The sequence below is a fragment of the Knoellia sinensis KCTC 19936 genome, from assembly GCF_000768705.1.
Classification (GTDB): Bacteria; Actinomycetota; Actinomycetes; order Actinomycetales; family Dermatophilaceae; genus Knoellia; species Knoellia sinensis.
The window spans coordinates 1-14,557 of record NZ_AVPJ01000022.1 but is presented as its reverse complement, the minus strand read 5'-3'; the positions used below and the strand labels follow the sequence as shown (position 1 = coordinate 14,557).

At 68.7% G+C, this 14,557-nt stretch carries 15 protein-coding genes; 11 read left to right on the top strand and 4 right to left on the bottom strand.

What is annotated here, in order from left to right; all coding sequences use genetic code 11:
* Window positions 1-5 precede the first annotated feature (5 nt).
* The 4 genes from N802_RS17870 to N802_RS17855 are packed head-to-tail and all read left to right on the top strand — an operon-like array spanning window position 6 to window position 4,022.
* On the top strand, window positions 6-1,079 hold the full coding sequence (locus N802_RS17870; RefSeq protein WP_035919082.1) for an ABC transporter permease: 1,074 nt from the start codon (window positions 6-8) through the stop codon (window positions 1,077-1,079).
* Entirely contained in the window at window positions 1,076-1,996 is a 921-nt protein-coding gene (locus tag N802_RS17865) for an ABC transporter permease (protein WP_035919078.1), read from the top strand. The genes N802_RS17870 and N802_RS17865 overlap by 4 nt, the downstream gene beginning before the upstream one ends.
* Entirely contained in the window at window positions 1,996-3,021 is a 1,026-nt protein-coding gene (locus N802_RS17860) for an ABC transporter ATP-binding protein (protein ID WP_035919074.1), read from the top strand. The genes N802_RS17865 and N802_RS17860 overlap by 1 nt, the downstream gene beginning before the upstream one ends.
* Window positions 3,018-4,022 (top strand): ABC transporter ATP-binding protein, encoded by a 1,005-nt coding sequence (locus tag N802_RS17855; RefSeq protein ID WP_035919072.1) that lies wholly within the window; start codon window positions 3,018-3,020, stop codon window positions 4,020-4,022. The genes N802_RS17860 and N802_RS17855 overlap by 4 nt, the downstream gene beginning before the upstream one ends.
* 14 nt (window positions 4,023-4,036) lie before the next feature.
* Here the strand turns inward: N802_RS17855 and N802_RS17850 are convergent, their stop codons facing one another.
* From N802_RS17850 to N802_RS17840, 3 genes are read right to left on the bottom strand one after another with little or no spacing between them, the layout of a single operon-like run.
* Entirely contained in the window at window positions 4,037-4,996 is a 960-nt protein-coding gene (locus tag N802_RS17850; RefSeq protein WP_245613992.1) for a S66 peptidase family protein, read from the bottom strand.
* A 2-nt stretch (window positions 4,997-4,998) separates the two neighbouring features.
* Window positions 4,999-5,793, bottom strand: a complete 795-nt coding sequence (locus N802_RS17845; RefSeq protein ID WP_035919071.1) for a deoxyribonuclease IV — start codon at window positions 5,791-5,793, stop codon at window positions 4,999-5,001.
* Window positions 5,794-5,803: 10 nt separating this feature from the next.
* A complete protein-coding gene (locus tag N802_RS17840; RefSeq protein WP_035919069.1) occupies window positions 5,804-7,309 on the bottom strand; it encodes a flavin-containing monooxygenase in 1,506 nt (501 codons plus the stop codon).
* A gap of 108 nt (window positions 7,310-7,417) precedes the next feature.
* On the opposite strand from N802_RS17840, the gene N802_RS17835 reads away from it, so the two are divergent.
* The 7 genes from N802_RS17835 to N802_RS17805 all read left to right on the top strand — a co-directional run bounded on the left by N802_RS17835 (window position 7,418) and on the right by N802_RS17805 (window position 13,701).
* The gene (locus N802_RS17835; protein WP_052110139.1) at window positions 7,418-8,554 is read left to right on the top strand and encodes a metallophosphoesterase; all 1,137 of its coding nucleotides are present in this window, start codon (window positions 7,418-7,420) and stop codon (window positions 8,552-8,554) included.
* Between the two features lies 1 nt (window position 8,555).
* A complete protein-coding gene (locus N802_RS17830; RefSeq protein ID WP_035919067.1) occupies window positions 8,556-9,041 on the top strand; it encodes a hypothetical protein in 486 nt (161 codons plus the stop codon).
* 13 nt (window positions 9,042-9,054) lie between these two features.
* A complete protein-coding gene (locus N802_RS17825) occupies window positions 9,055-9,660 on the top strand; it encodes a DNA-3-methyladenine glycosylase I (RefSeq protein WP_035919062.1) in 606 nt (201 codons plus the stop codon).
* 9 nt (window positions 9,661-9,669) lie between these two features.
* Complete coding sequence (locus N802_RS17820; RefSeq protein WP_035919058.1) at window positions 9,670-10,686, top strand: AraC family transcriptional regulator; 1,017 nt, start codon at window positions 9,670-9,672, stop codon at window positions 10,684-10,686.
* 185 nt (window positions 10,687-10,871) lie between these two features.
* Window positions 10,872-12,011, top strand: coding sequence for an MBL fold metallo-hydrolase (locus N802_RS17815; protein WP_035919057.1), 1,140 nt, complete (start codon window positions 10,872-10,874; stop codon window positions 12,009-12,011).
* Complete coding sequence (locus N802_RS17810) at window positions 12,008-12,883, top strand: SDR family NAD(P)-dependent oxidoreductase (protein ID WP_052110138.1); 876 nt, start codon at window positions 12,008-12,010, stop codon at window positions 12,881-12,883. The genes N802_RS17815 and N802_RS17810 overlap by 4 nt, the downstream gene beginning before the upstream one ends.
* Window positions 12,880-13,701: a dienelactone hydrolase family protein gene (locus N802_RS17805; RefSeq protein WP_035919051.1), complete on the top strand. Its 822-nt coding sequence runs from the start codon at window positions 12,880-12,882 to the stop codon at window positions 13,699-13,701. Before N802_RS17810 ends, N802_RS17805 begins: the two co-directional genes overlap by 4 nt.
* A gap of 66 nt (window positions 13,702-13,767) precedes the next feature.
* Here the strand turns inward: N802_RS17805 and N802_RS17800 are convergent, their stop codons facing one another.
* Entirely contained in the window at window positions 13,768-14,445 is a 678-nt protein-coding gene (locus tag N802_RS17800; protein ID WP_035919048.1) for a hypothetical protein, read from the bottom strand.
* Window positions 14,446-14,557: the final 112 nt, after the last annotated feature.

Sequence of the window (14,557 nt, the reverse complement as noted above, 5' to 3'; positions counted from 1 at the left end):
CCCGCGTGGCAGACATCGTCCCGACGAGCGCGGTCCCGCACCTCGAGGAGGTGCGGGACCAGCCTTCCGGTATGCCGGGGGCTCGCCTCGAGCGCGAACGTGACCGTGAGGCCGTCCGCCGAACCGCGGCCTACGTCGGTCAACGGCTGCTCGGCGCAGCCGTGTCGCTGCTCGCCGTGATCTTCACGAGCTTCTTCCTCTTCAGGATCGTGCCGGGCGACCCCGTGCGGGTGATGACCCACGGACGACCTGTGACGATCGAGCAGAAGGAGGCCCTTGCACGCGAGTTCGGGCTCGACAAGCCGGTGTTCGAGCAGTTCGCGACCTACCTGCTCGGGGTGCTCCGCTTCGACTTCGGCGAGTCGTTCCAGTACCACCGGCCGGTCCTGTCCATGGTCGGTGAACGACTTGGCCCCACCGTGTTGCTCGTCGGGGCCAGCCTTGTCGTATCCGCGCTCCTGGGCTTCTGGCTCGGCCTGCAGGGAGCGTGGCGACACGGCAGCACCTCCGACCGTGTCCACACTGGGGTCGCGCTGACGCTCTGGTCGGTACCGAGCTTCTGGCTCGGCCTGATCCTCATCGTGATCTTCGGCTCGGGGCTGGGGTGGTTCCCGACATCCGGCATGAAAACACCTGGAGTGGAGGGCTTCGAGGCCGTCCTCGACGTCGCGCACCACATGGTGCTGCCGCTCGTCACTCTCGTGGCCGTGGTCTACGCCCAGTACCTCATGGTGATGCGGTCGTCACTTCTCGACGAAATGGGCTCCGACTACCTCGTCACCGCCCGCGCCAAGGGCTTGCGCGACAGTGACGTGAAGCGGCGGCACGCGGTCCCCAACGCCCTGCTGCCCACCATGACTCTGGTCTTCATCAACGTCGGCTTCGTGCTCTTCGGGGCCGTCCTCGTCGAGACGGTCTTCTCCTGGCCCGGACTCGGCAAGCTGTTCTATGAGGGACTCAGCGTGCCCGACCTCCCGCTCGTCCAGGGCCTGTTCGTCATCTTCTCCGCCACGGTGATCCTCATGAACCTCATCTCCGACCTTCTCTATCCCATTGTCGACCCGCGGGTGCGACCATGACGACGAATACCTCGTCGGGGTCGGCCAGGACGAGTCCACGTCAACTCACGTGGGCCCGGCGTCGGCGGGCCGTCGCGACGTTCTGGCGCGAGTACCGTCGCAACCGTGCTGGGCTGTTCGGGCTCGCGGTGCTGTCGCTCTTCGTCTTGTCCGCCCTGCTCGTCCCCTGGGTGGTGGGTGAGGAGGCGCTCAGCGTCACGCGGCCGCCCGGCGAGCCCCTCCAGCCTCCGAGCGGGGAGTTCCTGCTTGGCACCGATCGATCCGGTCGCTCCGTGCTGGACCTCGTGTTGTGGGGCTCTCGTGTCTCATTGACCGTGGGCTTCGCTGCGACCTTCATCTCCATCGCCGTGGGAGGGCTCATTGGCATCCTGGCCGGGCACTTCCACGGCTGGCTCTCCGCCGCCCTGCTGAGGGTCACCGACTGGTTCCTCGTCATGCCCACCCTCGTGCTGGCGGTGGCCCTCGCAGCCGTCCTCGGACGCAGCCTTTCCACCATCATCATTGCCATCGGAGTCACGGCCTGGCCGACGACTGCGCGTCTGGTCCGCGCCCAGACCCTCGCCGTCGAGGCGCGACCGTACATCGAGCGGGCGCGCGCCCTGGGCGGAGGCCACTGGCACGTCATGTCCCGACACGTCTTGCCCAATGTCATGCCGATCGTTCTGGCGCAGACCACCCTCATGGTCGCCGGCGCGATCCTCACCGAGTCGACCGTCGCCTTCCTCGGTCTGGGCGACCCGACGGTGCCGTCGTGGGGCAGCACCATCCAGGCCGCTCGTGACACGGGTGCCGTGAGCTCGGGCATGTGGTGGTACATCCTCCCGCCCGGCATCGCGATCGCCTTGGTGGCCCTGGCCTTCACGCTCTGCGGGCGCGCCATCGAGGGCGTCCTCAACCCGCGACTCAGGAGCCGATGATGGGCGAGACACTCCTGTCGATTCAGGATCTGACTGTCACCTACCGAGCCCGCGGCGAAGACATCGCGGCCGTGCGCGGCGTGGACCTCGAACTCGCTCGAGGTGAGAAACTCGGGATCGCCGGCGAGTCGGGGTCGGGCAAGTCCACCCTCGCACTGGCCCTCCTGCGTCTTCTCCCGGCCACCGCGACGGTCACCGGTCGCGTCGTCCTTGCGGGTGAGGATGTCGTCGACATGACGTGGGGGCGGTTGCGCGCCGTGCGGTGGGCCGGCGCCTCCATCGTCTTCCAGGGGGCAATGCACTCCCTCAACCCGGTTCACACGATCGGTCGGCAGATCGCCGAACCGATCGTGCTCCACGAGAGGATCGACGAGTCTGGAGCCGCCCTTCGTGTGGCACAGCTTCTCGAAGACGTCGGTATGCCGGCCGCTCGTGCGAGTGCGTATCCCCACGAGTTGTCCGGCGGTCAACGACAGCGCGTGATGATCGCGATGGCGCTCGCGTGCCGTCCCGACCTGATCATCGCCGACGAGCCCACCACCGCACTCGACGTCATGGTCCAGGCGCAGATCCTCGGGCTCATCGACGATCTGGTCGCCGGCTCCGGCATCAGCCTGCTGATGATCAGCCACGACCTGTCCGTTCTCTCCGACGTCTGCGACCGTCTCGCCATCATGTATGCCGGCCGCGTCGTCGAGGTGGGTCCAGCGCGGGACGTCCACCATCAGGCGAAGCACCCCTACAGCGCGGCACTCTCAGCAGCGTTCCCCACCATCGGTGACCCCTCTTCACGGTTGCGGCCGCACGGACTCGCCGGCGACCCGCCCGACCCGGAGTCGTTGCCGACAGGGTGCGCGTTCCATCCGCGCTGCCCGTCGCGACGCGAGCAGTGCGACGTGATCGACCCCCGGCTCTGGTCCGTGGGTGACCGCCACGACGCGGCGTGCGTGCTCGTCCTTCCCGACCAGGGTGCGTCGCTCGCGGGTCACGTGCAACAACCGACCGAGACCAAGGTGGCTCGATGACCAGCGACCTCAAGCCACTGCTCAAGGCCACCGACCTTCACGTCGAGTTCCCCGGTCGCCGGGGCGGGAGCCCCGCCCGGGCCGTCGATGGCGTGAACCTGGAGGTCAGCCCGGGTGAGATCGTCGCGCTCGTCGGCGAGTCCGGCTGCGGCAAGACCACGCTCGCGCGCACCCTCCTCGGCCTGCAGCGTCCGACGGCCGGCGTCGTGGCCTACCGGGGTGCGCCGTTGTCCTACAGCGGGAAGGCCCTCAAGGCCTATCGGCGCGAGGCACAACTCGTGCTGCAGGATCCGAGTGGATCCCTCAACCCGCGCCACACCGTCTACGACGCGGTCGCAGAGGGGCTGCGCATCCACGGCGAAGCCACCGACGAGCGCGAGCGGGTGGCCGACGCGCTCTCCCGCGCTGGGCTGCGACCACCGGAGCGCTTCTTCCTCCGCTACCCACACGAATTGTCCGGCGGCCAACGACAGCGGGTGGTCATCGCCGGCGCCTTGGTGCTCGACCCGACGGTCATCGTCGCCGACGAGCCCGTCGCCTCGCTCGACGCATCGGTGCGCGGCGAGATCCTGTCGCTGTTGCTCCGTCTGCGCGACGAACTGGGGCTGGCGGCGCTGGTCGTCACGCACGACTTGGGCCTCGCCTGGAACATCGCCGACCGAGTCGCCGTGATGTATCTCGGCCGGATCGTCGAGACTGGACCAGTCGAGCAGATCCTCACGGCACCCTCGCACCCGTACACCCAGGCCCTGCTGTCCGTACTTCCCGAGGGCGGGGAGCCGGTCGTCCTCACGGGTGAGCCACCGGACCCGACCCGCATCCCCGGGGGTTGCCGGTTCCACGTCCGCTGTCAGGTCCTTGCCGGCGGTCTGGCCGATGAGGCAGGCGTGGCCACACAGTGCCGGACCCAGGACCTTGAGGTTCTGGCCGGTGGCACGGGTTCCCGGGCGGCCTGCCACGTCGCACAGGCAGAGGCACAGCGTGCGAGCAGCCGTGCCTGAGCCCTCGCCTGCGGTCAGACCAGGGCGGGGGTGTCCAGCATCAGGGTGCCTGCGTTGGCATCGAGCGTTGCTGCGACGCCCAGTGGCACGGTGATCGTGCTCGGGCAGTGACCGAACCCGAGGTCCCAGAGGATCGGCACCCCGAGCCCGCCGAGTCGGTCGCGCACGAGGTCCTCCACGGGTTCGCAACCCTGCCAGGAACCGACGGCCACGCCTGCGACTCCCTCGAGCCACCCCGAACGCAACAGGTGAGTCAGGTAGCCGTCGATCCGGTACGCCTTCTCGTCGACGTCCTCAAGCAGCAGGATCGCGCCGGCCGCTGACGGATGTCCTGTGGGAGTACCGACCTCGGCGGCCAGCAGGCTGAGGCAACCACCGAGGGTCACGCCGCTCGCCCGACCGGGGACCACCGGACGCGCCGCGTCCGACATGAGCGTCGTCGTGGAGTCGGGTTCGAAGAGGGTGCGGCGCAGGTGCTCGGCGCTGCGCTCGTCGTTGACGAACACCTCGGTCGCCACCATTGGCCCGTGCAGGGTGACGACACCGAGCTTCGTCGCGAAGGCCGTGTGGAGCGCGGTGATGTCGCTGTAGCCGACCAGCACCTTGGGCCCGGCCGCGCGCATCTTGTCCCAGTCGAGGTGCTCGAGCATGCGCTGCACGCCGTAGCCGCCCCGTGCGCAAAGGACCGCCGACACCGACGGATCGCACCAGGCATCCTGCAGGTCCTGGGCGCGGGCGATGTCGTCGCCCGCAAGGTAGTCAAACCGTTGGGAGCGTGCTCCTGCGCTCGGCGCGACGTCGACCTCGAGGCCCCAGCCCCGGAGCATCGCGGCGCCGGTCGCAATCCGGTCCTGAGGTGCTGGACCGCTCGGGGAGGCGACCACGACACGGTCGCCGTCAGCCAGCCGCCGCGGACGGGTCAGCACCCCCTCAGGCAGGGCAGGTTCGCTCGTCGAGACCGTCCTCGCACCCACGATCAGAGCCGCTCCCGCAGCCAGGCGAAGTCAGCCTTGTGCTCGTCGGCACCTCCGGGCGTCTCGCACACCACGTGTGCATCCGCGGACCGCACCACGCCCGCCAGCAGGTCCGCATCGATCTGCCCGGCACCGAAGTTGGCGTGCCGGTCGGCACCCGAGTCGAAGGCGTCACGGCTGTCGTTGCAGTGGACGAGGTCGATCCGTCCCGTGATGGCGAGGATGTCGTCCACCACAGTCTCGAGCTTGTTGCCACCGGCGTGGGCGTGACAGGTGTCGAGGCAGAAGCCGACCTGGTCGGCCTGTGACGCTGATCCGATCGCATCCCAGACCTTGGCAATGCGCTCGAGGTATCGAGCCATCGCGTTGTCGCCTCCCGCAGTGTTCTCGAGCAGCAGTGGCAGCTTGAGGTCCGTGGCCTCGATCGCCTTGCGCCAGTTGTCGAAGCCCACCTCGGGGTCATCCGACTTGTTGACGTGGCCACCGTGGACGATGAGCCCCTTGGCGCCGATCTCGGCGGCCGCGTCGACGTGCTGCTGGAGGAGCTTGCGCGACGGAATCCGGATCCTGTTGTTCGTCGTCGCGACGTTGATGATGTAGGGCGCGTGGACATAGAGATCCACTCCGGCAGCCTCCGCGTCGGCTCGCAGACCGGCGGCTCCCCCGGCATAACGCACCTCGGGACCCTTGTAGCCCTGCGGATCACCGAGGAAGAACTGCACCAGCGTCGTGCCGCGCGCGGCGGCTTCGGCAAGCGGGTCGGTTTGGTCGACGTGGGCACCGATGGTGAGGCTCATGCCGACCAGTCTAGGAACCCCCGACGACAGCCCCCAGCGGCAGCGAGTCGACGGACGGCTTCTCCGGAAGTGCGGCGAACTCGAGGATGCCGTCGTCGACCCGCTTCGGCGACATCAGACGGCGGTCGTGGAAGTAGTTCTGCCGCACCGTCCACGGCTTCTTCGTGCCCTGCTTCGGGAAGAGGTGGCGCGAGCGCTGGACATAGCCCGCAGACAGCTCGAACGGCGGCTCCCCCTCGTCGAGGTCCGGATCGAGTCGTGGGGTCGCCGTCGCCGCGCCGCGGGCGGACATCTCGTTGAGCACGGCACACACGAAGCGCGAAGTCAGGTCGGCACGCAGTGTCCACGAGTTGTTCGTGTATCCCAGACACACGGCGAGATTGGGAGCCCCACCGAACATCGCGCCCTTGTAGAACCAACTGTCGCTCGGGTCGAAGATCTGACCGTCCTTGGTGAAGGTGATGCCACCGGCGACCTCGATGCGCAGCCCGGTGGCAGTCACGACGGCGTCAGCCCGGATCTCATCGCCGTTCCCGACGCGGATGCCCGTCGGCGTGAACGTGTCGACCGTGTCGGTCACGACGCTGGCCCGCCCTGACTTCAGGGTCCGCAGGAAGTCACCGTCCGGGACGAAGCACATCCGCTGATCCCACGGCTCGTAGCGCGGCGTGAAGTGCTCACGCACCGCGTCCTTGCCGAGGTAGGCCCGGTTGAGCGCCGCGATCACCCGCCGAGAGGCACGTGGGAAGCGTCGGCTCAACTCGTACTGGCCGACGTTGAGCAGCAGGTTCTTGCCACGGACCAGTCGTTGGCCGAGGCGCTTCGGAAGGATGGCGCCCGCTCCCGCGCCGAGGGCGTCGGATCCCGGGATCGGGAGCACGTAGCTCGGACTTCGTTGAAGCATCGTCACGTGCGCAGCACCCCGATCCGCGAGCGCCGGCACGAGCGTGACGGCGGTCGCCCCCGACCCGATGACGACGATGCGCTTGCCCGTCGGGTCGAAGGTCTCGGGCCAGAACTGCGGATGGATGATCGGCCCGTCGAACTCGGCGCGGCCGGGGAAGTCGACCACGTGCCCGGTGTCGTAGGAGTAGTAGCCGGTGCACAGGTAGAGGAAGGTCGCCGTGTGCTCGATGAGCCCGTCGATCGTCTCGGACTTCACGGTCCATCGGCCCGTCCCCCACGAGAAGGCCGCCGAGATGACCCGCTGGCCGTAGTGGATACGGTCCTCGACCTCGAACTCGCGTGCCGTGTCACGGATGTAGTCGCGGATGCTCTCGCCGGACGCGAGGGTGTGCTTGCCCTCCCACGGGCGGAACGGGTAGCCGAACGTGTGGACGTCCGAGTCGGTGCGCACCCCCGGGTAGCGGAAGAGGTCCCAGGTGCCGCCGCTGGTCTCGCGCGACTCGAGCACGGCGAAGGATCGGTCGGGGCTGAGTTGGGCGAGGCGACATGCGGCGCCCACGCCGGAAAGACCGGCGCCGACGACGAGCACGTCGACATGGAGGCTCTTCATTGAATACTCCGAAGTAGGCAGAACGCTTGCCCCCATGAGACCACGCGAAGCCGTGTCGCCGCATCGTGCGAGCATGAGTGCTCCATCACGACCCCTTGGGATTTCTGCGTGCCGCTCTTCGCCCTTGTTGCCCTGACCGTCGTCGGGCTCCTCACCTTCTATCTGCACCGTCGCCTTGTCGTCGCGCCCGGTTGGCGGACGCGGTGGAGGTATGCCGTGAGCGCCCTTCTCGTCGCCCTCACGGCCCTCTCGGTGGTCGCCCTTTCAGGCGGACTCCGGTGGGGCACTGCCGACGACACCCGGCCGGTGGCCGCAGCGGCACTGACCTGGCTCGTGGTCGCGCTCTACCTCCTCCTCGGCCTCGCCGTGGCTCAGCTGGGCGCCCTCGTGCTCTGGCTGGCGACGCCGCGGGAGGTCAGGTCCGGGCGCGTGCGTGGGTGGAACCGGGCGACAGCGGGCCTGGTGGTGGTGGCGGCACTGGGCGTGACGGCATACGGCGTCGTGGCGGCAACAAACCCGACGATCACCCGGACGACGCACACGTCCGCGGAGCTGCCCGAGGAGTTCGACGGCACGACCGTTGCCCTCGTCACCGACCTCCACGCCGGCGTGGTCCATGGCGCCGACTTCGCCCGGAAGGTCGTCGAGGACGTCAACGCGGCCGAGCCCGACCTCATCGTGCTGTCCGGCGACGTCGTGGATGCGCCGTTCGAGCGCCATCGTGCCGACATCGCGCCCCTGGCCGGCCTCCGTGCACCGCTCGGGGTCTTCGCGGTCACCGGCAACCACGAGATGTACACCGGGACCACGGCTGAGTGGGTGGCCGAGTGGAAGCGGCTCGGCATCACCGTCCTCGCCAACGAGTCCGAGGTCGTCACCGTGCGTGACGCCGCCATCGCCGTCGCCGGAGTCCACGACATGGAGGGTGAGGGTGAGTTCGCGCCGGACGCGGATCGGGCACTCGCGGGCACTGATGAGACGTTCACGCTCTATGTCGCCCACCAGCCACGGATGGCGTCCGAGTCGCGTGACCGGGGCGTCGACCTCCAGCTTTCCGGTCACACCCACGGCGGCCAGGTCTGGCCCTTCGACCTGTTCGTGCCGCTGCAACAACCCATGCTCGAAGGCCATGCGGTGGTCGACGGAGTTCCGGTGATCACGAGTCGTGGGGCCGGCACCTGGGGCCCGCCCGTGCGCGTCGCCGCGTCGCCGGAGATCCCGCTCATCACTCTGAAGAAGGGTTGAGATGTCCGAACCGACGGCCCTCGGTGCTCCGCGCTATCGATCCGTGGTCACGCCCAGCGCTCCGCTCGTCGTCACCGGCGCGGTGGTCGCGGCGATCGGTGTGGTCACCGGCCTCGTGATCGCGAGCATGGGTGGCTGGAGCATCGGGCTCGGGGCTCTGGTTCTCCTGAGCCTGATGGGCCTGGGCTGGCTCATCGCCCGAGCCGCGGTCACCGTGACCGTCACGGACTCCGCGATCCACGTCCACTACACCCTGAGCTCTCGCACCGTCGCGATGAGCGACGTCACGGACGTCGGCGCCGGCGATCACGTCAACGGCGTCGGCTACGGCTGGGGCATGCGCTGGGAGGGCCGTGGCAAGTGGGCCTACCGGGTCGGCGGCCCGATGGCGACCGTCGTGCACCGTTCGGGGCGCCTCGGCGTCTCGGTCGAGGACCCGCACGAGTTCGTCGAGGCGGTCGTGGCGGCTCGCGGGGACGTCGCGTGAGCGAGGCCTCGTCATGAGCGAGGTCGTGGTCGGGGACGACGGCCTGGCGCGTCCCGCGTGGGCGTCTGTCGACCCGATGCTGCGGGACTACTACGACACCGAGTGGGGCATGCCCGTGCGCGACGAGCGAGGGGTGTTCGAGCGGCTCTCACTCGAGGCGTTCCAGTCCGGTCTCTCGTGGGCGACGATCCTCCGCAAGCGACCCGCCTTTCGTGAGGCGTTCGCGGACTTCGCGCCCGACACGGTCGCGCAGTTCGGCGACGATGACATCGAGCGGCTCATGGCCGACGTCGGCATCGTCCGCAATCGGGCCAAGGTCCTCGCCACCATTCAGAACGCCCGCGCCACGCTGGGACTGCGCGACGACGCGGAGGGCGACCTCGCGGCATACGTGTGGTCGTTCCAACCGACGTCGACGCCTCGACCGCGGACGCCTGCCGAGGTGCCGACCACGTCTGCGGAGTCGCTGGCCCTGTCTAAGGGCCTCAAGCGCAAGGGGTTCACGTTCGTCGGGCCGACGACGATGTTCGCCCTCATGGAGGCGATCGGCATCGTCGACACCCACCTGCTCGACTCGCACCGCCGCGGCACGTCCGGCGTCTGGCCGCACTCGCCGTAGCGTTCAGTCATGGGTCCGATGATTCGCGCCGCGAGCCTGCGCGGCTTCGCGCCACTCGTGCGTGAGTTGGGTGGCGAACCTGACGAGTTGTGCCGCCGCTTCGGGATCGAACCGGCCGCGCTCGAGTCCGACGACGCCCTGGTCCCCATCACCGAGCACGACCTCATGCTCGATGCCGCGGCGCTCGAGCTGGGCTGTCCCGACCTCGGCCTGCGCCTCGCCAGCTGGCAGGACATCACGATCCTCGGACCCCTCGCGGTGGCGATCGAGGCCTCGTCGACGGTCTGGGAGGCCCTCGCCTGCGCGTCGCGGTTCATGTTCATCCACTCCCCCGCCCTGAGCGTTGGGCTCGAGCCAGATCCCCGTGGCGTGCCGGGGGTACTCGCGCTGACGTACCGGAAGGACCTGCGGGAGTCGACCTACTCACCCCAGGGCATCGAGCTGGGGCTCGGCCTCATGCACCGCATCGCGGTGTCGATCCTCGGCGAGAGATATGGCCTGCGGTCGGTCGACGTGTCGCACGCGCCGCTCTCGCCGGTCGGGCGATATGTCGAGCATTTCGGAGTCGAGGACGTGCGGTTCGGGACGGATGTCGCGGCGATGCGTGCCATGAGCGCGGTCCTCGACGAAACCTTCGAGGGAGCCAACGCCGCCATCCACACGCGCGCGGTCGCCCACCTCACAAGCCGTCACGTCGACCCACGGACGACGGTCGGGACGCAGGTGCGACTCGCTGTCGCCGACCTGCTGGGTAGTGCACCGGCGTCGCTCAGCACCATCGCGCGCCTCCTCCAGACCCACCCGCGCACGTTGCAGCGGCACCTCGCCAAGGAGGGCACGACGTTTGATGCCGTCGTCGACTCCGTGCGCCGGGAAGCTGCACACCGCTACCTCACGACCACCGACCTGCCGATGACCCAGATCTCGTCCCTTCTGGGGTTTGGTGAGCAGTCGACCCTGACTCGCGCTGTCCGCCGGTGGGAGGGCCGGAGCCCCCGCGCGGTCCGCCGCGACGCCCGAGCCTGACTCCTTGCGTCTGCGATAAGTGAGCCGAGAGTGTCCGCGATGTCCTGAGACATCACAGGATGTTCTGGCCGCTGAATCCGCAGACACCACGAGCGAGGTTGTCGTGCTGAGTCAAGTTCTGAGGTCGAGCGTGGCCGATACTGGGCAGTAGTGACCACCAGTAACATCGACCAGGAGAGTCAAGGATGACTGACGCCACCGTCGCCCCCACGCGCACCGACCTCGAGTCCATCGGTGCCCGCACCATTCCCGAGTTCGAGGGGGTGCACGACGTGTGGCCCCGCGGCGCCCGACTGGACGCGGTCCGAGACTCCGCCGCGGCATACAAGAAGCGGTTCGTCACGCAGGGACAGGTGCGCGCGGTGAAGTCCATCGACATCGCGGCCGCGCCCTACCCCGTGAAGTACGCGTTCCACGACGCCGTCTCGGTGCCGACGTTCCCGCTCATCTCCATGATCAACCGGATGATCGTCGTCCAGTACGACGACTGGAATGGGCAGGCACGCACGCTCGTCTTCGAGCCGACCGTTCCTGCGGGATCGGCGGAAGCGCCGTTCTACGAGAACCTCCAGGGCATCATGGACAAGATCCCGGGCGGCAAGCACCTCGAGAAGCTCGCGCTGAAGTACTACAACGAGCCCGGCGAGGTCCTGACGAAGTTGGGGCTGACGCCCGAGGACATCGACTTCTGCACCTTCGACCACCTCCACGTCCAGGACCCGCGGATGATCCTCGGCTCCACCGAGGTCATCCCCGGCGAGAGCACCACACGGACGCCGCTCTTCGGCAACGCCATGATGCTCGTCCACAGCCGCGAACTGGCCACCCTGCAGTCGCTCCACCCCATGCAGTGGGCGTGGTACGTCGACGGGGGCCTCGGCGGCGTCGACCCCGAGAAGTTCGTGACCTTCGACGGCGACATCGAGCTCGGCCCCGGCATCACGCTCCTCTGGACCCCGGGCCACACCGACGGCAACCACTCCCTGTGCATCAACACCCCCGACGGCGTCTGGGTGTCTTCCGAGAACGGCATCTCGCTCGACAATTGGCAGCCCGAACTGTCCAAGATCCCCGGCGTGCGCAAGTACCACGAGGCCTTCGGACGGGAGATCTGCCCGAACGCCAACACCCTCGAGGACTCGCTCGACCAGTACGACTCCATGATCAAGGAGAAGGTCATGGCGGACCCGAGCAAGCGCGACCCCCGCTGGCTCCAGATCCTCCCCTCGACCGAGCTCGCCCCGTGGAAGCGCTTCTGGCCAGTCGTCCCGACCTTCGTGCACGGCGGCATCTCCTACGGCACGATCACCCCGGGTCAGCGATGAGCAGTCGCGGAGCCGCGGTCGTCACCGGTGCCGGACGTGGGCTCGGCAAGGAGATCGCTCGCCTACTCGTGCAACGCGGGTATGCCGTGCTCGTCACCGATGTCGACGCCGCCACCGCCCAGGCCAGTGCTGACGAGATCGGCGCCGCAGGCTGGCGCGTGGTCGACGTGCGTGTCGAGGCCCAGGTGCGCGAGGCTCGTGACGCGGCCCTGGTCGGCAGTGGACAGATCGACGTCTGGGTCAACAACGCCGGTGTCCTGTTCACCGGTCCAGCCTGGGAACAGACGGAGGAGCAGCGCCGTCTCATGCTCGAGGTCAATGCCCTCGGTGCCATCAACGGGACCCTCGCCGCGATCGATTCGATGCGCGGCGTCGGTGGCGGCACCGGTCACATCATCAACATCGTCTCGCTCGCCGGCCTCACGGCCGTGCCGGGTGAAGCGGTGTATGCCGCCTCGAAGCACGCCGCGATCGGCTTCAGTCTGAGCACGCTCGCCGACCTTCGGCTGGCTGGTGTCGAGGGCATCGACATCTCGTGTGTCTGCCCCGATGGCATCTGGACGCCGATGCTTCACGACAAGCTGGACGATCCGGAGGCCGCCCTCTCCTTCTCGGGCAAGTTGCTCCAGCCCGAGGAGGTCGTGACCGCTGTCGGGCGCGTCCTCGATCGCCCGCGGCCGGTCACCGCCCTCCCGGGGTGGCGCGGTCTGCAGGTGCGCTTCGGTGACGTGTTCCCCCGCGTCCAGTTGTTGCTCACCCCGATGCTCGTCCAGCAGGGACGCCGTGCGCAGCGGAAGTTCCTCGCCAAGGGCGTCCGTTCCCGAACCAACGCCGACGCGGCTCGACAGAATGTGGGAAGTTCACGTTCGTGACCGACGACGCCGCCGCAGACTTCGCTCGCGAGACCTTCACCCGTCGGGGGGTGACCCACGAGATCCTCCGCTCCGGCAGCGGGCCAGCGGTCATCGTCATCGCCGAGATCCCCGGGGTCACCCCGCGCGTGCTGGACTTCGCGCGTCAGGTCCGGGATCTCGGCTGCACGGTCGTGATCCCGGTCCTGTTCGGGCGGGTGGGTCACGATCCGAATCCCGACTCCGCCGGGTTGCTCGGTGCCGCCGTGGCCATGGCACGCGCGGGCGTCGCCATGTGCGTGAGCAGAGAGTTCACACTGTTCGCCACCGGGAAAACCTCGCCCGTGGTGCCGTGGCTGCGTGAGCTCGCGGCCGCCGAGCACCAGCGCTGCGGCGGCCCCGGTGTCGGCGCCGTGGGCATGTGCCTCACAGGTGGGTTTGCCCTGGCCATGGCGACGGACGAGCGGGTCCTCGCCCCGGTTCTCGCGCAGCCGTCACTGCCCCTCGGCGTGACGCCGGCACAAAAGGCCGCGATCGACACCTCACCGGAGGACATGGCCGTGGTCGCCGCACGGTGCGCGGCCGGCCTCACGGTGCTCGGTCTCCGGTTCAAGGGCGATCGGCTCGTGCCGGCCGAACGCTTCGCCCACCTCAGGAAGGTCCTCGGCGACGGCTTCGTCGCGATCGAACTGGCGGACGAGGCTGCCAATCCGGCCGGGGTGCTACCGCCCCACTCCACGCTCACCGAGCACCTCATCGACGAGCCGGGGCAGCCGACCCGCGAGGGACTGGACCAGGTCCTCGACGTCTTCCGCACCCGCCTCCTCGCCGACCTCTGACGCTGACCGCTGACGCAGACCGCTGACCGCTGGCCGCTGGCCGCTGACCGACAGGCTCAGTCGTCGTCAGTCGGCCGACGGGAAGCGCACGTCCTCCAGCGGCCCTCCGAAGAAGCGATTCACCAGCGCGGCCTGCAGGAGGAACCAGAACACTCCTGCTGCGACACCGCACAGGCCAATGGCCCACGGCGACAAGCGGGCCAGCACGCCGACCAGCCCACCCAGAGCGCCAGCCACCAAGGTGTTGATGACGCCCACGAAGAAGCCCGTGCCCCCCATGACCAGCGCCACCATGGACCGTCGGCCGCCCAGCGTGAAGGTCGACATGATCCCCGCGTCGTCGTCGTGGGTTGACGCGGTGAGGTAGGGCGCGATCTCCGGCGCCAGTTCGACATAGGCGGCGCGCAGCCGATTCATGGCGCGCACGAGCTGCAGGTCCTCCGCGCTGGCCATCGCCACCCGCATCGCTGTGAGGCTACCCAGCACGAGAGATGCCGCCGCGAACCCGATCGCCAAGCCGAGGAGCGATCGGTCGAAGCCCACCGCTTGGGCCACGAGCGCGAGAACGACCAGGAACGCCGACATCACCGTCAGGAGGATGGAGATCCGGCTCATGACCTCGTTCCAGGTCATCGAACGAGTGCCGAGCAGGCTCCAGTGCTCGGTCGCGAGCATCGTCGCCAACTCGGGTCGCGGCCGCGGTGGCGTGGCTGGCGGTTCGGGGGGTTCCTCGTCTGCGCTCATCGGCGCCTCCTGTCCCCTCCGAGTGTCCTCCCGGGCCGGCCGACGGACAGGCAGAACTACGCAATTGCACGACTGGTAGGCCCACCCGTCCCGAACTCACCGAATTCCTCGG